This window comes from Geotalea daltonii FRC-32 (assembly GCF_000022265.1).
In the GTDB taxonomy this organism is placed as follows: domain Bacteria; phylum Desulfobacterota; class Desulfuromonadia; order Geobacterales; family Geobacteraceae; genus Geotalea; species Geotalea daltonii.
This window is the reverse complement of the sequence record NC_011979.1, coordinates 3,992,501-4,010,214: the sequence shown is the minus strand read 5'-3', so window position 1 is coordinate 4,010,214 and position 17,714 is coordinate 3,992,501. Positions and strand designations below refer to the sequence as shown.

At 48.0% G+C, this 17,714-nt stretch carries 24 protein-coding genes (1 of these 24 cut by a window edge); all 24 read left to right on the top strand.

The features are described from left to right. The first annotated feature begins 6 nt into the window (after positions 1 to 6). A complete protein-coding gene (rpsH, locus tag GEOB_RS17975; RefSeq protein WP_012648680.1) occupies positions 7 to 405 on the top strand; it encodes a 30S ribosomal protein S8 in 399 nt (132 codons plus the stop codon). An 18-nt stretch (positions 406 to 423) separates the two neighbouring features. Continuing rightward, entirely contained in the window at positions 424 to 963 is a 540-nt protein-coding gene (gene rplF / locus GEOB_RS17970; RefSeq protein WP_012648679.1) for a 50S ribosomal protein L6, read from the top strand. A 26-nt stretch (positions 964 to 989) separates the two neighbouring features. Next, positions 990 to 1,358 (top strand): 50S ribosomal protein L18, encoded by a 369-nt coding sequence (rplR, locus tag GEOB_RS17965; protein WP_012648678.1) that lies wholly within the window; start codon positions 990 to 992, stop codon positions 1,356 to 1,358. Positions 1,359 to 1,381: 23 nt separating this feature from the next. Next, entirely contained in the window at positions 1,382 to 1,873 is a 492-nt protein-coding gene (rpsE, locus tag GEOB_RS17960) for a 30S ribosomal protein S5 (RefSeq protein ID WP_012648677.1), read from the top strand. Positions 1,874 to 1,898: 25 nt separating this feature from the next. Next, the gene (rpmD, locus tag GEOB_RS17955; RefSeq protein ID WP_012648676.1) at positions 1,899 to 2,078 is read left to right on the top strand and encodes a 50S ribosomal protein L30; all 180 of its coding nucleotides are present in this window, start codon (positions 1,899 to 1,901) and stop codon (positions 2,076 to 2,078) included. Positions 2,079 to 2,095: 17 nt separating this feature from the next. Continuing rightward, the gene (gene rplO, locus GEOB_RS17950; RefSeq protein WP_012648675.1) at positions 2,096 to 2,536 is read left to right on the top strand and encodes a 50S ribosomal protein L15; all 441 of its coding nucleotides are present in this window, start codon (positions 2,096 to 2,098) and stop codon (positions 2,534 to 2,536) included. Positions 2,537 to 2,538: 2 nt separating this feature from the next. Further along, the gene (gene secY / locus GEOB_RS17945; RefSeq protein WP_012648674.1) at positions 2,539 to 3,846 is read left to right on the top strand and encodes a preprotein translocase subunit SecY; all 1,308 of its coding nucleotides are present in this window, start codon (positions 2,539 to 2,541) and stop codon (positions 3,844 to 3,846) included. A 17-nt stretch (positions 3,847 to 3,863) separates the two neighbouring features. Then, positions 3,864 to 4,508: an adenylate kinase gene (locus tag GEOB_RS17940; RefSeq protein WP_012648673.1), complete on the top strand. Its 645-nt coding sequence runs from the start codon at positions 3,864 to 3,866 to the stop codon at positions 4,506 to 4,508. A gap of 6 nt (positions 4,509 to 4,514) precedes the next feature. Next, positions 4,515 to 5,261, top strand: coding sequence for a type I methionyl aminopeptidase (gene map / locus GEOB_RS17935; protein WP_012648672.1), 747 nt, complete (start codon positions 4,515 to 4,517; stop codon positions 5,259 to 5,261). Positions 5,262 to 5,287: 26 nt separating this feature from the next. After that, complete coding sequence (rpmJ, locus tag GEOB_RS19875; RefSeq protein ID WP_083767176.1) at positions 5,288 to 5,401, top strand: 50S ribosomal protein L36; 114 nt, start codon at positions 5,288 to 5,290, stop codon at positions 5,399 to 5,401. Between the two features lie 31 nt (positions 5,402 to 5,432). Continuing rightward, entirely contained in the window at positions 5,433 to 5,801 is a 369-nt protein-coding gene (gene rpsM, locus GEOB_RS17930; protein ID WP_012648671.1) for a 30S ribosomal protein S13, read from the top strand. Between the two features lie 21 nt (positions 5,802 to 5,822). Next, entirely contained in the window at positions 5,823 to 6,218 is a 396-nt protein-coding gene (gene rpsK / locus GEOB_RS17925) for a 30S ribosomal protein S11 (RefSeq protein WP_012648670.1), read from the top strand. Positions 6,219 to 6,250: 32 nt separating this feature from the next. After that, positions 6,251 to 6,877: a 30S ribosomal protein S4 gene (gene rpsD, locus GEOB_RS17920; RefSeq protein ID WP_012648669.1), complete on the top strand. Its 627-nt coding sequence runs from the start codon at positions 6,251 to 6,253 to the stop codon at positions 6,875 to 6,877. Positions 6,878 to 6,911: 34 nt separating this feature from the next. After that, entirely contained in the window at positions 6,912 to 7,934 is a 1,023-nt protein-coding gene (locus tag GEOB_RS17915; RefSeq protein WP_012648668.1) for a DNA-directed RNA polymerase subunit alpha, read from the top strand. Between the two features lie 34 nt (positions 7,935 to 7,968). After that, the gene (gene rplQ / locus GEOB_RS17910) at positions 7,969 to 8,514 is read left to right on the top strand and encodes a 50S ribosomal protein L17 (protein WP_012648667.1); all 546 of its coding nucleotides are present in this window, start codon (positions 7,969 to 7,971) and stop codon (positions 8,512 to 8,514) included. Between the two features lie 146 nt (positions 8,515 to 8,660). Then, on the top strand, positions 8,661 to 12,191 hold the full coding sequence (gene smc, locus GEOB_RS17905) for a chromosome segregation protein SMC (protein WP_012648666.1): 3,531 nt from the start codon (positions 8,661 to 8,663) through the stop codon (positions 12,189 to 12,191). Between the two features lie 47 nt (positions 12,192 to 12,238). Then, positions 12,239 to 12,601 (top strand): roadblock/LC7 domain-containing protein, encoded by a 363-nt coding sequence (locus tag GEOB_RS17900; RefSeq protein ID WP_012648665.1) that lies wholly within the window; start codon positions 12,239 to 12,241, stop codon positions 12,599 to 12,601. Continuing rightward, entirely contained in the window at positions 12,601 to 13,629 is a 1,029-nt protein-coding gene (gene ftsY / locus GEOB_RS17895) for a signal recognition particle-docking protein FtsY (protein WP_012648664.1), read from the top strand. The genes GEOB_RS17900 and ftsY overlap by 1 nt, the downstream gene beginning before the upstream one ends. Before the next feature lie 67 nt (positions 13,630 to 13,696). Next, positions 13,697 to 13,882 (top strand): cell division protein ZapB, encoded by a 186-nt coding sequence (locus tag GEOB_RS17890; protein ID WP_012648663.1) that lies wholly within the window; start codon positions 13,697 to 13,699, stop codon positions 13,880 to 13,882. Beyond that, entirely contained in the window at positions 13,879 to 14,157 is a 279-nt protein-coding gene (locus tag GEOB_RS17885; RefSeq protein ID WP_012648662.1) for a cell division protein ZapA, read from the top strand. Before GEOB_RS17890 ends, GEOB_RS17885 begins: the two co-directional genes overlap by 4 nt. Before the next feature lie 262 nt (positions 14,158 to 14,419). Further along, positions 14,420 to 15,025, top strand: coding sequence for a 5-formyltetrahydrofolate cyclo-ligase (locus tag GEOB_RS17880; protein ID WP_327049802.1), 606 nt, complete (start codon positions 14,420 to 14,422; stop codon positions 15,023 to 15,025). Positions 15,026 to 15,054: 29 nt separating this feature from the next. Further along, entirely contained in the window at positions 15,055 to 16,620 is a 1,566-nt protein-coding gene (rny, locus tag GEOB_RS17875; RefSeq protein WP_012648659.1) for a ribonuclease Y, read from the top strand. Then, positions 16,610 to 17,398, top strand: a complete 789-nt coding sequence (locus tag GEOB_RS17870; RefSeq protein ID WP_012648658.1) for a TIGR00282 family metallophosphoesterase — start codon at positions 16,610 to 16,612, stop codon at positions 17,396 to 17,398. The genes rny and GEOB_RS17870 overlap by 11 nt, the downstream gene beginning before the upstream one ends. A 29-nt stretch (positions 17,399 to 17,427) precedes the next feature. Next, positions 17,428 to 17,714: the 5' portion of a tyrosine--tRNA ligase gene (gene tyrS / locus GEOB_RS17865; protein ID WP_012648657.1), read on the top strand. The gene runs 925 nt beyond the window's last position; 287 of the gene's 1,212 nt are visible here — the first part of the coding sequence; it begins with the start codon at positions 17,428 to 17,430; its stop codon lies off the right edge, out of view.

Below are 17,714 nucleotides of genomic sequence, written 5' to 3'. Positions count from 1 at the left end.
GATTCAATGTCGATGACTGATCCGATTGCCGATATGCTAACAAGAATCAGGAATGCTGGTATGGCAAAGCATCAAAAAGTTGATATTCCTTCATCAAATCTGAAGGTTAGCTTGGCCAACCTTCTGAGGAATGAAGGATTCATCAAGAACTATAAGGTTATCGCAGATAACAAGCAGGGTGTATTGCGTGTTTATCTCAAATATATTGATGAAAAGGATCATGTCATCAACGAGATCAAGCGTGTCAGCAAGCCGGGTGGCAGAGTCTATGTGGACAGCGACGGGATCCCCAAGGTAAAAAACGGGCTTGGTGTAGCCGTACTTTCAACATCCAAGGGTATCATAACCGATAAGTCTGCTCGAGAGTTTGGTATTGGCGGCGAACTTATCTGCACAGTCTGGTAGTATTAAAGGAGCAAAAGCATGTCTAGAATTGGAAAACTTCCCATTGAGATCCCCAAGGGAGTAAAAATATCCTATACAGACTCCAACCTGCAAGTTGTTGGTCCCAAAGGCACTCTTTCCCGAACCATCATGTCCGGCGTTACCATAGAAATGACCGAAAACCATATCTCTGTATCCAGAGATGATGATGGTATAAAGTCACGTTCAGCCCATGGCCTCACCCGTACTCTGATCAATAATATGGTGACCGGTGTAACAAAAGGATTTGAGACCGCTTTAGAAATCAACGGTGTAGGTTACAGGGCAGAACTTAAAGGGGATGTCCTCAACCTGAGTCTGGGCTACTCCCATCCGATCAATTTTTCACTTCCCAAGGGAATAAACGTGGAAGTTGACAAAATGACCAAAATCCTCGTGAAGGGTGTGGACAAGGAACTTGTCGGTCAGACTGCGGCAAAGATTAGAGATTTTCGTGGACCTGAGCCATACAAGGGTAAGGGTGTCAAATACGCCGACGAGACTATCCTGAGAAAAGCCGGCAAAACCGGTAAAAAATAGCCAAAGATAAAAGAAGGAGAAGGGCATTGAGTTCTCTATCCCAGAAAAAAAATTCCCGCCTGAAGAGGCAAGTACGGGTCAGAAAAAAAATTAAAGGAACAGCTGAGCGTCCAAGACTCAATGTCTTTAAATCGGCTAAGCATATTTATGCCCAGCTGATCAATGATGCTGACGGCTCGACTGTCGCTTCGGCTTCGACTTTACTTGATGAGGTCAGCACTGGTCTTGATTATACCGGTAATAAAGAGGCTGCCCAGAAAGTAGGCGCAGCACTTGCTAAAAAGGCACTGGCTAAAGAAATATCCAAGGTTGTATTTGACCGAAACGGCTTTCTTTATCATGGTAGGATCAAGGCGCTTGCAGAAGCTGCTCGTGAAAACGGCTTGTCCTTCTAAGGGACAGTTTAAGGAGGATTTAATTGCTTAAGATCAACCCAAACGAGATCAATCTAACGGACAGAGTTGTTCATATCAGCCGTGTCGCTAAAGTTGTCAAGGGAGGCAGGCGTTTCAGTTTCTCCGCACTTGTTGTTGTCGGTGATGGGAATGGATACGTCGGCTATGGACTCGGCAAAGCAAATGAGGTGCCGGAAGCTATCCGAAAAGGGGTGGAGCAGGCCAAAAAGAATCTCATCAAGGTTCCTATTGTTGAGGGACAGACAATACCCTTCGAGATCGAAGGCCGTTTCGGAGCCGGGAAAGTTCTGATGATGCCTGCATCCGCTGGTACCGGCGTAATCGCGGGCGGTGCAGCCAGGGCTGTTTTTGAATCGGCAGGAGTTCATAACATTCTTGCTAAATGTCTTGGTTCCAATAATCCACATAACGTAGTGAAAGCTGCCTTCGCCGGTCTGATGAGACTCAGGACGCCGGAAGAACTGATCATGAGAAGGGGCCTCGCAGAGCAGTAGCAAAAAAGCTTAAGGAGTACAAGATATGTCTGCAGAAGTAAAAGTTACCCTTGTCAGAAGTCATATAGGAAAATCGACCAGCGTTAAGGCTGTTCTCAATGGTCTAGGGTTGACCAAGCGGCAAAAGACGGTCACTTTAAAAGACTCGCCTGAAGTCAGGGGCATGATCAATAAAGTGAGCCATCTGCTAAAAGTTGATGAGTAATCCTCTTGAGGTGTCATATGGAATTAAACAGCATAAAGCCAGCAGCAGGTGCTTCAAAAAATAGAAAAAGAATAGGTCGTGGAACAGGTTCAGGCCATGGTAAAACAGCTACCAAGGGTCACAAAGGCCAGAAGGCTCGCAGTGGCGGCAGTGTTAAGGCCGGATTTGAAGGCGGCCAGATGCCTATGCATCGCAGGCTGCCCAAACGTGGCTTTAAGCCGCTGTCTAAAAAAGTATACTCTGTTGTGAATCTCTCTCAACTGGACGCTTTTGAGCAAGGCAGTTGTGTAGATGTTGAGGCAATGCAGAAAAGCGGCTTGGTTAAAGATATATGCGATGGTATCAAAATCCTTGCTTCTGGGGAGTTGACCAAGTCTCTCACCATAAAAGCCCACAAGTTCAGTGCAGCAGCACGGGATAAAATTACCTCTGTCGGTGGAACTGTCGAGGAGATATAACCTTGTTAGAGGCCTTCCAGAACATATTTAAAATTCCTGAACTGAAAAAAAGAGTTCTCTTCTCCTTGGCAATGCTTGCAGTGTACAGGGTAGGGTGTCATATCCCAACTCCTGGCATTGACAGCCAAGCGCTGGCGCACTTCTTCAAGCAAGCGCAGGGGACCCTCCTGGGACTCTTCGATATGTTCTCTGGTGGCGCATTAGAAAAGCTCACCGTTTTTGCACTCGGTATCATGCCATATATTTCTTCCTCCATCATTTTTCAGTTGCTGACTGTGGTTGTGCCAGCTATCGAAAAGTTATCTAAAGAGGGGGAAGCCGGCCGGAAAAAAATTATACAATATACCCGTTACGGCACTATAGTGCTGAGTGTAGTACAAGCACTGGGTATAAGCATCGGTCTTGAAAGCATGAGAGGCCCGGCAGGGGAATTGGTTGTGCCAAGCCCCGGCTGGGGATTTCGGATCATGACTGTTATCACATTGACGGCCGGAACGGCTTTTATCATGTGGCTCGGCGAGCAGATGTCAGAAAAGGGCATCGGCAACGGGATTTCCCTGATAATTTTCGCAGGCATCGTCGCCCGCATTCCGACAGCTATTCTTAACAGCTTTAGACTTCTTAAGACCGGTGAGATTCCACTCTTTGCAATTATATTTGTGCTTGCGCTGATGTTTCTGGCGATTGCTGCTGTCGTCTTCGTCGAGCGAGGACAGCGTAGGCTGCCGATTCATTATGCAAAGCGTGTTGTCGGATTAAAGACTTACGGGACGCAAACTTCGCACCTTCCGCTCAAGGTCAATATGGCGGGAGTTATCCCCCCGATCTTTGCCTCGTCTATTATAATGTTTCCGGCGACTGTTGGCAATTTCATCAACATTCCATGGGTGCAGAAGGCTTCAAAAAGCTTGACGCCCGGAAACTGGGTGTACAACCTTTTTTATGTTGCTTTTATAGTCTTTTTTTGTTACTTCTATACGGCTGTAACTTTTAACCCTGTTGACGTGGCTGAAAATGTCAAGAAGCAGGGGGGGTATATACCCGGTATAAGGCCCGGCAAGGAGACTTCGGAGTTTCTTGACAGGGTATTGACCAAGTTGACATTTGCCGGTGCCATCTATATTTCTGCCGTCTGTGTTCTGCCTTCGATACTTATAGGGAAGTTCAATCTGCCCTTTTACTTTGGTGGTACTGCGCTGCTTATTGCCGTTGGTGTTGGCATGGACACTGTTGCGCAGATTGAGTCTCACCTCATAACCCGCAGTTATGAAGGGTTTATGAAGGGTGTAAAGATTAAGGGTAGGCGTTAGTCTGTAAGGAAATTACCATGAACCTGATTCTTTTGGGACCGCCTGGTGCTGGTAAAGGCACTCAGGCTAAACTGCTGATAAAGAAGTATCGGATTCCTCAGATATCAACTGGTGATATACTTCGTGCAGCCGTTAAAGATATGACCCCTATGGGCGGTAAGGCCAAATCCTTCATGGATGCTGGTGCACTCGTTCCTGATGAGGTGGTTGTTGGTATTATCCAGGAGCGGCTGAATCTTGCCGACTGCTCTAATGGTTTTATTCTGGACGGTTTTCCTAGGACAGTGGCTCAAGCTGATGCGCTGGCAAAGGTATTGTCAGGTCTCGGGCGCTCGATTGATCATGTCATATCCATAGTGGTTGACAATGAAGAGCTTCTTGAGAGGGTTACCGGCAGGAGAACTTGTCGTAACTGTGGGAAAGGTTTTCATGTGTCTTTCGATCCTCCTAAGAGCTCCGGGATCTGCGATGAGTGTTCCGGTGAGCTGTATCAACGGGATGACGATCGTGAAGACACTATGCGGAAGAGGCTTGAGGTCTATTGGCAGCAGACTTCGCCTCTGGTGGAATACTACAAAAATAAATCCTTGCTCAGATCGGTAGAGGGTGTGGGTTCCATGGAAGAGATACAGCAAAAGATCGTATCGATACTGCAAGGCTGAAAAAGGGTGATCATTCTTAAATCTTCACAAGAGATAGACAGAATGCGGGTCTCGTGTAGGGCAGTAGCTGAGATACTGAAGCTTTTGAAAAAGTCGATTCTGCCAGGAATCTCCTCTTTGGAGCTGAACGCCATTGCAGAACGTGAGGCTGCCAAGCTGGGGGCCAAGACAGCATTCAAAGGGTATGGAGGTTATCCCTATTCCTTATGCTGCTCCGTTAATAATCAGGTAGTTCATGGCATGCCATCCCAGCGGGAACTAATCAGTGGCGACATAATCAGTATCGACTTCGGTCTTGTAATTGACGGCTTTTATGGTGATGCCGCATTGACAATTCCTGTCGGCACGGTTAGTGAGACGGCGACAAAGCTTCTCAAGGTGACTGAAGAATCACTTTATGTTGCCATCAAGCAGGCTGTAGCTGATAACAGGCTTTCAGATATATCCCATGCAGTGCAAGCTTATGTGGAAGCACAAGGGTTCTCTGTGGTAAGGGACTTTGTTGGTCATGGAATTGGTAGAAATCTTCATGAGAGCCCACAGATACCGAACTATGGACCTCCAGGGCGTGGTGTTAAACTAAAGCCGGGAATGGTCTTGGCTATTGAGCCGATGATTAATGAGTTGAAGCCTGATGTCAAGGTTCTTGAAGACGGGTGGACGGCGGTAACCGTTGATGGTGGCCTATCGGCGCATTTTGAGCATACTGTTGCCATTACACAAAATGGCCCCGAGATACTGACTACGCTTTAATGCAAATAGATGAGAGGAAATTATTTATGAAGGTAAGAGCTTCAGTAAAAAAAATCTGTGAAAAATGTAAAATTGTAAAACGTAAGGGCATTGTGCGGGTAATATGCGATATTCCCAAGCATTCACAGAGACAGGGTTAGGTCAAATAGTTACGAATAGGAGGGACGGGCATTGGCACGTATCGCTGGAATAGATTTACCAAGGAATAAAAGGATTGAGATAGCTTTGACCTATATCTACGGAATTGGTCGTTCGACATCGCAGAAGATACTGGCTGAAGCCGGCGTTGATGCCAATACTCGCAGCGACAATCTGACCGAGTCAGAAGTCGCCAAGATCAGGGAAAACATAGACAAGAACGTCAAGGTAGAAGGCGACCTTCGCCGTGATATCTCTATGAATATAAAGCGATTGATGGATCTGGGTTGTTACCGGGGGCTCAGGCACAGAAAAGGCCTGCCCGTTCACGGTCAGAGGACCAAGACCAACGCACGTACGAGAAAAGGACCTGCACGTACTGTCGCAGGTAAGAAGAAATAGTGTCAAGTTCTTGGAGGAATAATGGCTAGCCCGGCTAAGAAAATCGTAAAAAAGAAGAAAGAAAAGAAAAATATTCCCAATGGTGTGGCTCACATCCAAGCCACTTTTAACAATACCATGATCACCATTACTGATCCGGTTGGTAATGTTGTTGCCTGGTCTACTTCTGGATGCAAAGGTTTCAAAGGTTCCCGTAAGAGCACACCTTTTGCTGCACAGATAGCTGCAGAAGATTGTGCAAAAAAGGCTCAGGAACATGGAATGCGCAGCGTTGAAGTTTATGTGAAAGGACCTGGCTCCGGTCGTGAATCCGCACTGCGTGCTCTTCAGGCAGCAGGCTTCTCAATTAGTTTTATTCGCGACGTAACACCAATTCCCCATAATGGTTGCCGTCCCCCAAAACGCAGAAGAGTTTAATAATTTTCAGGAAAGAGTGAAGGAGGTCTTCATTGGCTAGATATACAGGCCCCTCATGCAGATTGTGCAGAAGGGAAAATACAGAACTGTTCCTCAAAGGTGAGCGCTGCTATACGGATAAATGTGCCATCAAGAGAAGAAATTATCCCCCGGGTCAGCATGGGCAAGGAAGATCAAAAACTTCTGATTACGGTGTGCAGCTTCGTGAGAAACAGAAGGTTAGACGTATATATGGGATACTAGAAAACCAGTTCCGTGGTTATTTTGAGAGAGCCGACAGGTTGAAAGGTGTAACAGGTGAAAACCTGCTTTTCCTCCTTGAGAGGCGCCTCGATAACATAGTTTATCGGCTCGGCTTCGCTTCCTCTAGAATAGAAGCTCGTCAGCTGGTAAGACACGGCCATTTCACCCTGAACGGGAAAAAGGTCACCATTCCTTCTATCCAGGTTAAGACCGGAGATACTGTCGAGCTCAGGGAAAAAAGCCGCAAAGTAGCTTCTATAAATGAGTCTCTTGAAGCTGTTGTTCGGCGGGGAATCCCGCAATGGCTTGAGCTTGATAAGGGAGCTTTCAAGGGCTCGGTAAAGACCCTTCCTGTCAGGGAAGACATCACCATGCCGATCCAAGAGCAGCTTATAGTAGAGCTCTACTCCAAGTAAAAGCTTCAAAGACCCCGGTATAGGGAGGAATTACATGTACAAAAACTGGCGCGACCTGATCAAGCCTAAGAAGCTCCAGGTTGAGACTGAATCGCTTACAAATACATACGGTAAATTTTATGCGGAGCCTTTTGAGCGCGGCTTCGGGACCACACTCGGCAACTCTCTGCGCAGGGTTCTTCTTTCTTCACTTCAAGGTGCTGCCATCACGTCTGTAAAGGCTAAAGGTGTATTGCACGAGTTCTCAGCGATTCCAGGTGTTACGGAAGATGCTACGGATATTATTCTGAACCTGAAAGGTGTGCGCTTTAAAATGCACGGCCATGAGCCTAGGGTCGTCAGAATCGCCCAGAAAGGCGAAGGAATTGTCCGGGCAGGCGATATCATAACGGATCCCAATATAGAAGTACTCAATCCGAACCATCACATTGCCACATGCTCCAAGGATGCAAACCTGGAAATGGAGATGGTTGTAAAGCTCGGCAAAGGTTATGTGCCCGCCGATCGGAATCGCGATGAAAAGGCACCTGTTGGAACCATACCCATTGATTCGATTTTTTCACCTTTAACCAAGGTGAATTTTACTGTTACCAATGCCCGTGTCGGTCAGATCACCGATTATGACAAGCTTACCATCGAAGTCTGGACTGACGGCAGCGTCAAGCCTCAGGATGCAGTCGCCTATGCTTCAAAAATTCTCAAGGATCAGCTGACCATATTCATCAATTTTGATGAGGAGGTAGAGCCTGTAGAAGAGGCTGAGCCCATGGAGGAGCGTGAGAGGCTGAATGAGAATCTTTACCGTTCCGTAGATGAGCTTGAACTGTCAGTTCGTTCGGCAAATTGCCTTAAGAACGCCGGCATAAAGCTCATTGGTGAACTCGTCTCCCGCAGCGAAGCTGAAATGCTTAAAACGCAGAACTTCGGCAGAAAGTCTCTCAATGAGATAAAAGATATTCTTGTTGATATGGGGCTGACGCTGGGGATGAAACTGGACAACTTTCCCGACCCTGAAATTATGCGACGTCTCAGGGGCGAGCAGAAAGAAGAAGAATAACCGCAAGGCTTAAACGAGAAAGGAACAAGCAGTCATGCGTCATAATAATGCAGGCAAAAGATTAGGAAGAACCACAAGTCACAGGATAGCCATGTACAGAAACATGGTTACTTCCTTCCTGAATCACGAAAGAATAACGACTACTGATGCTAAGGCAAAGGGACTTCGCTCCATTGCAGAGAAAATGATCACTCTTGGCAAAAAGGGCGACCTCAATGCTATGCGGCAGGCAGCCTCTTTTATTCGTGACAAGAAGGTCGTTACCAAGCTCTTTACTACTATAGCACCACGGTATGCTGAGCGTGCCGGTGGCTACACCCGCATCATCAAGCTCGGTATTCGTCCTGGGGATAACGCACCTCTTTCAGTTATTGAACTCGTGGAAGAGACAATACAGGCACCCAAGGCTAAAAAGAAGATCGCTGCCAAGAAACCTGCTACCAAGGTAGCTGCAAAAGCTGCCTCTGCAACCGCAGAGTCGGCTCCAGTAGCCACCGCAAATGATGCCGCACCTGCTGAAGAGGCAGAAGTACAGGGTGTCAAGGATCCGGCAGAGGATTGCGAAGCCAAAGCTGATTAGAACCAAAACTCGACTTTTTTGCAAAGGGCACAGGAAACTGTGCCTTTTTTTTTATCTTTAAAGGGGTGAAAACCGGCTCCATACGTCGATGCAGCCCCATCTAAAACTTTACAACAAAAGAGTCACTCTGTTACTATCTATCGCTTATGAAAATAAAACGGGTCGACATAATAGGCTTTAAATCCTTTCACGACAAGGTTTCCCTGGATTTCCAGCAGTGCATTACCGGCATTGTCGGTCCTAATGGCTGCGGCAAATCGAATGTGGTTGATGCAATCCGCTGGGTCATGGGGGAACAATCAGCCAAGAACCTCCGTGGCAAGCAGATGGAGGATATCATTTTCGGCGGCAGCGAAAGCCGGAAACCTTTGGGCATGGCCGAGGTTTCACTGGTTTTTTCCACTGAAGATGGCCGCGTTCCTGCCAAATACCTAACCTACAGCGAAATCCAGGTTACCAGGCGGCTCTACCGCGACGGTGAAAGTGAATATCTGCTTAACAAATCCCAGTGCCGACTCCTCGATATTGCCGAGCTTTTCATGGACACTGGTGTTGGTGCAAGAGCCTATTCCATAATTGAGCAGGGCAAGATAGGAATGATCCTCCACTCAAAGCCGGAGGAACGTCGTGTCCTTATCGAGGAGGCGGCGGGAGTTACCAAGTTCAAGGCTCGCAAGCAGGTGGCTCTGAAGAAAATCGAGCTCACCCGAAATAACCTGCTCAGGATCACCGATATAATTACGGAAATAAGGCGGCAACTGGGTGGACTGCAGCGGCAGGCCAGGAAAGCCGAAAAATTCAGGGAGTGCAGGGAGGAACTGAAAGAGATAGAGCTTCTCTTTTCCGTAAAGAAATATGCTGCGCTGATGAAGGAAAAAGAAGACCTTGATCGGCAACTTGATCTACTGAAGAAAGAACTTTCCGTTCAGATTATCGATCAGGAAAAAGGCGAACTGGCTTTTGAACAGAAACGTCTGCTGCTTGTAGAGCGTGAAGAGCGCATTCAAAAGGCGCAGGAAGAGATATATCGGATGAAAGGTGAGCTTATGGCAGGAGATAGCCGCCGTGAGTTTCACAAAAAGGAACTGTTAAACCTCGACCGACTCTTTGAACGATCCCGACAAGAGCAGGATACTTGCGCTCTTCGCCACACAGAAGCTCAAACCGAGCTTGCTGCATTGAATGAGCAGAAGATCTCACTGATCGCAGAGCTGCAGCGTGAGTCGAGCCAGCTGGTGGAAGATGAGCGCCTTCTGGATGAATCTTCCAGGACGGAACAGGGCGCCTCGGCAAAGATTGAGGAAGCAAGGAACGGATTGTTCCAAGTGCTATCCAACAATGCCCAGTTAAACAACAAGCTTGCTGCAGACGTGAAGCGTCTCGAATTACTGGTGGAAAAATACGAGCGGAATCAGAGAGAGATCATTAAACTGCAGGAGCAAAGGGAGGAGGCATTTCAGGCCGTCTTGAAACTTGAGAATTCCTGCAAAAAAATCAAAGAGGTGACGCAGCAAGATGTTGAGGAGATGAATGCTCTTGTCCTGCGCGAAGGGGAGTTGAAGTCACTTCTTTCTTCAACGGAAACGGCCCTTCATGACAAACGCAATCAATTTACAGCAAAATCTTCCCGCCTGAAATCATTGCAGGAGTTGGAGGCACAGTTTGCCGGTTATGGGCAGGGGATCCGCACCCTCCTCTCCAATGATGACTTTAAAAGCAAGTTCAATGGTATGGTCGCCGATATGGTCGAAACCGGTGAAGCCTTTGAGGCTGCGGTAGAGGTAGCCCTTGGCGAGAGGCTCCAATGGTTGGTATGTGACCAGGAAAGTGATGCTTTAAGTGCTGTTGCCCATCTGCGTCAGGTGTCGGGGGGGAGGTGCAGTTTTGTCCTGCAGCAGCCGTGTAAACAGCAGAAGCCACTGCTGATTCCTGAGGCTGTCTGTCTTTTGGATAATATCAGCATAGTTGATCCATTCAGGGAGTACATAGAACCCTTACTGGCCCATACATATCTTGTCGACAGCCTCGAGAAGGCGCTGATCCTCGGCAAGCAGTCACCGCACCTGATGTTTGTCACCTCTCAAGGTGATATGGTCCACTCAGGCTCTATCGTTAACGGCGGCTCACCGGAGGCCGCCTACCAAGGGCTTATTCACAAAAAACGTGAAATTAAAGAGCTTTCTCTGGAAGCAGAGCTTCTTACGAAGCAAATTTCCGAGCTGGAAGAGCGGAGAACTCAGTTGAAAGAGGACGTAGCGACTGCAGGAGAGGGGTTACGGGATATAAGGCAGAAACTGCATCAGGCTGAAATTGAGTTGTTGAATGCAGAGAAAGATTTGACGCGGGCTCGTGAAGAGGTTGGAAGATTAGAAGAGAGGGCTTCGGTCGGTACCATTGAAAATGAACAGCTTGACGAAGAGAAAATTCTGCTTGAAAGGGAGATCTCGGACCTAAAAAAGGCTGTTTTACAGGGTGATGAGCGAAAATCAGTGCTGGAGCTGGAATTAGCAAGCCTGCAACAGTCGTGGGAGGCACGAAAAGAAATCATTGCCGACGCCCGCGAAGCTGTTACGGCCAGAAAGGTCAAGGTTGCTTCCCTCAAGGAGAAAACAGACGCGATCAATCAAGACCTCCTGCGAGTTGAATCGTTGATGACAGCACTGAAGAAGCAAGCAGGAGACCATGCTGCAGAGGTTGAAAAATCTATTCTGGATCGGGAGAAACTGGTTCTCTCGATCCAGCAGAGTGAAGAGTCACTGAAGGCCCTGTTGGAAAAGCAGGCCTCTTTTGAACTTTCCTATAGCAAACTGAAGGAAGAGTACGAGTTTGAGATAAGCGCTCACAGGGAAGACGAGGCTAAGCAGAAAAAACTGCGGGAATTGGTAGTAACCTCAAAGGAAGCAATTTCAAATCACACTCTTAGTGCAACACAGCTTTCCATGCAACTAAGCCAGCTTGAAACACAGGTACTTGATAAGTTTCGGACCGGAATAGCAGATATACTCCCAAAGTACGGTAACATTGAATATAATGAGGCCGAAAAGCGCTCCCGGCAAAATGAGCTGATGAAGGTTGTCGACGAGATGGGCGATGTGAACCTGACAGCCATAGAAGAATTTCAAGAGCTTGAAAAACGCTTTTTATTCCTTGATGAACAAAAGGAAGACCTTGAGGATTCCCTCAGTTCATTGCAAAAGGCAATCCAGCGGATCAACAAGACCACCCGCAGGCGCTTTCTTGAAACATTTCACCTGGTCAACGAAAAGTTCCAGGAGGTGTTTCCGCGCCTCTTCTGCGGAGGCAGAGCGGAATTGAAACTGACGAACGAGGACGACCTGCTGGAAAGCGGCTTGGAAATCATTGTTCAGCCTCCCGGCAAAAAGCTGCAGAACGTTACTCTTCTCTCCGGGGGGGAGAAAGCCCTCAGTGCGGTAGCTTTGATATTCTCCCTGTTCCTGATAAAACCTACGCCATTTTGTCTTCTTGATGAAGTTGATGCGCCGCTGGATGATGCCAATATCGGCCGTTTCAACGAGATGGTAAGGGAGATGAGCGCATTTTCACAGTTCATCATAATCACCCACAATAAAACAACCATGGCAGTTGTCGACACATTATACGGCGTTACCATGGAAGAGCCGGGCGTTTCGAAGCTGGTCTCAGTAAAACTCAACTAATTATATTTTGAGCGGGCGCATCATGCGGAGCTGGTTAGGAGTTGGAATTGCCTTTTAAAGCCATTTTGAAGGAACTGGTGGAAAATTCACCCGGCTCAACCGGGGCCATTCTGGCAGATTGGGAGGGGGAAGCGGTTGAGCAATATTGTCTTGCCGACACATACGAACTTAAGGTGACAGCAGCCCATCAGGGAATAATCATCGGCCAGTTGAAGGAGGTTCTTGCCGGATTTCCAACAGCTGGAGCGTTGACCCATCTGGCGATAAAGACGGAGAATCAGCTTTTTATTGTCGGTGTCGTCGGCTCTGACTATTCCCTGGTGATGACCATGGACAATGATATACTGCTGGCACGGGCGGAAAGGTGTTTTGCACGCACTATTCAGTTGTTGATAAAGGAGATTTATTGATGGCCGAAGAAAAAAGAGGGTTCTTTAAGGGCCTGCTGGATAAATTTACTGCTGATACTTCGGCCACTGAGGCCGAGGAAAAGGCTGTGAATGCTGAAATTGCGGAGCCCAAGGAAAAGACAGGTTTCTTTGATCGCCTGAAGCAGGGGCTTACAAAAACCCATGAAAGCATTGTCGGCAGGATCGACAGCCTCCTTTTAGGCCAAAAACAGATTGATGCCGATGTTCTGGAAGAACTGGAAGAAATTCTCATTACTGCCGATATAGGAGTGAAAACTACCGTTGAGTTGATAAGAACCCTTGAACAGCGTCTGAAGAGGAACGAACTCAAAGACGGGAATGCATTGAAAGCAGCGCTTAAACAGGAAATCACCAATCGACTGGTGCAAGTGGAATCGGGTCTTGATATAATTGCCGCCAAGCCGTTTGTCATTCTGGTTATCGGTGTCAATGGTGTGGGCAAAACGACGACGATTGGCAAGCTGGCAGCCCAGTACAGGCTCGCCGGAAAAAAAGTCTTGCTGGCTGCAGGGGATACATTCCGTGCAGCGGCTGCCGAACAGCTGGAGATCTGGGGGGAAAGGGTTGGCGCCGAAGTCGTGCGCCACAAGGAGGGGGCTGATCCATCTGCCGTAGCTTTTGACGCATGCAAAGCAGCCCTAGCCAGAGGCTGTGATGTTCTTTTGATCGATACAGCGGGGCGCCTGCATACTAAGGTCAATCTCATGGAAGAGATGAAAAAGATCCGCCGGGTAATAGAACGTGAAATTCCGGGTGCACCCCATGAAACCCTGTTGGTATTAGATGCAGCAACAGGCCAGAACGCCATTTCACAAGCGAGCCTCTTTAAGGAGGCGGCACAAGTCACCGGCCTCATTCTCACTAAGCTTGACGGAACCGCCAAGGGGGGGATAGTGGTGGCGGTGAGCCATGAGTTCTCGTTACCTGTTCGTTATATAGGTGTCGGTGAGGGTGTAGAAGACCTCCGGGAGTTTGAACCGCAGGAATTTGTCGATGCTATCTTTTAGTTAATTTAACAATCACCTTGACTTTTGTCGGGTATTTACTTAATATTCCTGGCGAAAAGGTGGATCCATGGACAGTAGTTTATTCGATGAACTTGAACGGAAAGTCGAACGGCTTTTACAGATTAACATGACACTGAAGCAGGAAAACGAGCTGTTAAGAACAGAGAACGCCAAATTGCAATTTGACAGGAACGGCATCAAGTCACGTATAGATGCAATTTTGGAAAAGCTCCAAGAGGTTGATCATCTTTGAACGTTTCACACCGAATAACGGTGTTGGGTCGGGAGATCAGCGTTAGAAGCACTGCTGATGAAGGCACAGTCCGTAAGGTGGAATCATTCGTCAATAAGAGGGTGGAGCAGGTTTTAAACTCGGGAAATACGGTCGATAACCAGGTGGCAGTTATCCTGACCCTTTTGAATGTGGCGGAGGATTACCTGGCAGTGCTTGACAGATTGGAAAGTAGCAGAAAAGACGAAGATTTCAGGATTGCTGGTTTGATTCAGCGAATGGATTCGGTAAGATAAGTTTTTCAGGGTCTCTCAAGGGAGATTTTTCATATAAGTGGTTCTGGATGCAGGGTCGGTAATAGTTTTTCGAGGCAGATTTTCTAGTTTTCACCTATTGCCTCGTTTCGCTGATAGGTGGCTGTAATACATATGGTTAATATGTCCAGTGGGGTTAACGGTTGCTTTAGTGGCTGATGCACATTACTGGCGACTTTACCCGACAGTCCCCGCCTAACCTGACATTCCTCCTCCATTCTCCCTCCAGAGTTCCCTCCTGTTAATGGGCTTGCCCCAAAACTGTCTGCTTCGCACCATCGAGAAAGGCCGCATGCCAAAGCATTCACTTCGCCGGCTTATGTTGTCCAAAAGAAGAGCGTTGTCCCCTTTAGAAGTTGAAGCACACAGTCTCCGGATTCAGCAATCTTTCATGGGCTCTTCCGAGTTTCTGCGGGCTGAAAGCCTGGCACTTTATGCGCCGATCCATCATGAGGTTGATACTGTCGCTTTACAGCGCCGCTCTTTTTTTCTCGGGAAGAAGGTCCTTTATCCTGTTGTGGACGGCAACAAGCTAACTTTCAGGCAGATTCATGCTGCCTCCGACTTGGAGAACGGTGCTTTCGGTATTGAGGAGCCGGGAGAAAAAAACATTATCCATTTGCCCGAAACCATCGACATTTTTGTTATTCCCGGCGTTGCTTTTGATATAAACGGACGCAGAATCGGTTATGGAAAAGGCTTCTATGATCGGACGCTTCACCTCCTTGAGGGATGCGGCAAATTCGTAGGACTCTGCTATGATTTCCAACTGGTTGATGAAATTGTCGGTGAACCACATGATGTAACCATGGATCTGATTTTCAGCGAGACAAGGATTATCCGTCCTTGATTTAAACATATAGAAGGGAGGTACATAGTTTGAAAATAGATATGATAACAATTGTTTTAGCAGTAATAACTGCTGCCGTGGGCTTTTTGATAGGTAATCTGTTAAGGAAGAAGTCTTCCGATGCCATAGTTGCCTCAGCTGAGGAACTGGCTGCAAAGATGTTGGAAGAATCAAAGCGTCAGGCTGAAACCATCACCAAAGAAGCAACCTTGCAGGCAAAGGATGTTGTTTATCAGGCCAAGGCAGAATTTGAAAGGGAGACGAAGGAAAAGCGCCGGGATCTTCAGGCACTAGAAAAGAGGTTGCAGCAAAAGGAAGAAAACCTGGACAAGAAGGTGAACCTTCTCGACCAGAGGGATGCCGAGTTTATTAAAAGAGAGCAGACCCTTGTCACCAAGGAACAGGGAGTTGCGCAAAAAGAAGAGAAGTTGAACCAGCTGATCAGCGAAGAGCGGACAAGGCTTGAAAATATATCCGGTATGACGGCTGTAGAAGCAAAGAAGATCCTCATGGAAACAATGGAAAACGAAGCCAAACTCGATGCAGCCAAGCGCATCAAGGCCATTGAGGAAGAAGCGAAAGAAACTGCAGACAAAAAATCCAAGGAAATAATGGCCCTTGCCATTCAGCGGTACGCCGGAGAATATGTTGCAGAACGAACTGTTTCGGTTGTTGCACTCCCCTCGGATGAAATGAAGGGGCGTATCATTGGCCGTGAGGGGCGCAACATAAGGGCTTTGGAAGCAGCAACCGGAATAGATCTCATTATTGACGATACACCCGAAGCGGTGATTCTTTCTGGTTTCAATCCGGTACGCCGGGAGGTAGCCAAACTTTCCCTGGAGAAACTCATTGCTGACGGCAGGATTCATCCTGGAAGAATTGAAGAGGTTGTCGCCAAGGCTGAGGAAGAGATAGAGCAGGCGATGAAAGAAGCCGGCGAACAAGCTGCCTTCGACTTGGGTGTTCATGGAATTCATCCCGAGATACTCAAATTGATTGGTCGTCTCAAATACAGGACATCATACAGCCAAAATGTGTATCAGCATTCGTTGGAAGTGGCGTTTCTCTGCGGAATCATGGCTTCCGAGCTTGGCATCAACGTGAAGCAGGCCAAGAGAGCCGGGCTTTTACATGATTTGGGAAAGGCTGTTGACCATGAGGTAGAAGGCTCACATGCGGTTATCGGTGCCGAACTGGCCAAAAAATACGGTGAATCTCCAAAAATAATCCATGCGATCATGGCCCATCACGAGGACGAAAAGCCGGCAACTGTGCTTGCCGTGCTTGTTCAGGCCGCCGATGCCCTATCCGGAGCCCGTCCCGGTGCCCGTCGCGAGATGATGGAAACCTACGTCAAGCGGCTTGACGATCTGGAGAGGATTGCTTCATCATTCAGCGGCGTGACCAACTCATTTGCTATTCAGGCCGGACGCGAGATCAGGGTCATGGTGGCCAGTGAAGAGGTCAGCGACGAACGCTCCCTGATTCTAGCCAAAGACATTGCCAAAAAAATCGAGACTGAAATGACTTATCCTGGACAGATAAAGGTAAATGTCATCAGAGAGACCAGAGCTACCGAATATGCCCGTTAAACTGCTGTTTCTGGGAGATGTTGTCGGAAAGCCGGGGCGCCAGGCTCTTTCTTATGAGCTGCATCGCCTGATTGACCGCTATTTTGTCGATCTTGTCATAGCCAATGGAGAGAATGCTGCCGGCGGCTTCGGCATCACCGAGGAAACGGCCAAAGACCTCTTTGGCTGTGGTATCCACATGCTCACTAGCGGTAATCACATCTGGGACAAAAAAGACGCCTTATCTTTCATTAAAAAGGAAGAAAAACTGGTCAGGCCGGCAAATTACCCTGAAGGAACGCCGGGGCAGGGTAGTGCAATCATCAGAACCGCCGGCGGTGTCAAGGTCGCGGTGCTTAACCTGGAAGGGCGGGTCTTTATGAATAACCTTGACTGCCCGTTCAGAGTCGCAGACCGGGAGATAGAGCGACTGAATGTCGAAACTCCCATCATATTTGTTGATTTTCATGCCGAGGCCACATCGGAAAAGGCGGCTCTCGGTTTTTACCTGGACGGTCGCGTCAGTGCAGTTGTGGGCACTCATACCCATGTGCAAACGTCGGACGAGCGTATTCTCCCAGGCGGCACCGCCTACATGACCGACGCCGGCATGTGCGGGGCCTTTGACTCCGTAATTGGTGTGCGCAAGGAAGAGGCTATCGAGAGATTCCTCACACAGCTGCCGACAAAATTTGAAGTGGCGAAAAAGAACATCCGGCTCAACGCCGTGGTTATAGAGGTTAATGAGACATCGGGAAAGGCTATATCAATTGAGCGAATTTCCGTTTCATGTGGCTGACCGGGCTTGAATCGAGTTTTGGAGGCGTTATGACTGTTGCAGAGCAGATGGAAATAATCAAGCGTGGCGCAGTGGAGATCCTGCTGGAAAAAGAGCTGGTCGAGAAGCTGGAGAAATCATCTGCGACCGGCGTTCCTTTAAGAGTCAAGGCTGGTTTTGATCCCACCGCCCCTGATCTTCACCTGGGCCATACCGTTTTGCTCCATAAACTGCGTCAGTTTCAGCAGTTGGGGCACGAAATATACTTTCTCATCGGCGATTTTACCGGCATGATAGGTGACCCGACGGGAAAATCGGAAACGCGGAAAGTTCTCTC

Coding starts and splice junctions, on each gene's coding strand:
- GEOB_RS17940 (WP_012648673.1), top strand. CDS start 3,864: ATGAACCTGATTCTTTTGGGACCGCCTGGTGCTGGTAAAGGCACTCAG.
- rplQ (WP_012648667.1), top strand. CDS start 7,969: ATGCGTCATAATAATGCAGGCAAAAGATTAGGAAGAACCACAAGTCAC.
- ftsY (WP_012648664.1), top strand. CDS start 12,601: ATGGCCGAAGAAAAAAGAGGGTTCTTTAAGGGCCTGCTGGATAAATTT.
- rplF (WP_012648679.1), top strand. CDS start 424: ATGTCTAGAATTGGAAAACTTCCCATTGAGATCCCCAAGGGAGTAAAA.
- smc (WP_012648666.1), top strand. CDS start 8,661: ATGAAAATAAAACGGGTCGACATAATAGGCTTTAAATCCTTTCACGAC.
- rpsK (WP_012648670.1), top strand. CDS start 5,823: ATGGCTAGCCCGGCTAAGAAAATCGTAAAAAAGAAGAAAGAAAAGAAA.
- rpmJ (WP_083767176.1), top strand. CDS start 5,288: ATGAAGGTAAGAGCTTCAGTAAAAAAAATCTGTGAAAAATGTAAAATT.
- GEOB_RS17915 (WP_012648668.1), top strand. CDS start 6,912: ATGTACAAAAACTGGCGCGACCTGATCAAGCCTAAGAAGCTCCAGGTT.
- GEOB_RS17880 (WP_327049802.1), top strand. CDS start 14,420: ATGGGCTTGCCCCAAAACTGTCTGCTTCGCACCATCGAGAAAGGCCGC.
- rpsH (WP_012648680.1), top strand. CDS start 7: ATGTCGATGACTGATCCGATTGCCGATATGCTAACAAGAATCAGGAAT.
- rpmD (WP_012648676.1), top strand. CDS start 1,899: ATGTCTGCAGAAGTAAAAGTTACCCTTGTCAGAAGTCATATAGGAAAA.
- GEOB_RS17870 (WP_012648658.1), top strand. CDS start 16,610: ATGCCCGTTAAACTGCTGTTTCTGGGAGATGTTGTCGGAAAGCCGGGG.
- rplO (WP_012648675.1), top strand. CDS start 2,096: ATGGAATTAAACAGCATAAAGCCAGCAGCAGGTGCTTCAAAAAATAGA.
- GEOB_RS17890 (WP_012648663.1), top strand. CDS start 13,697: ATGGACAGTAGTTTATTCGATGAACTTGAACGGAAAGTCGAACGGCTT.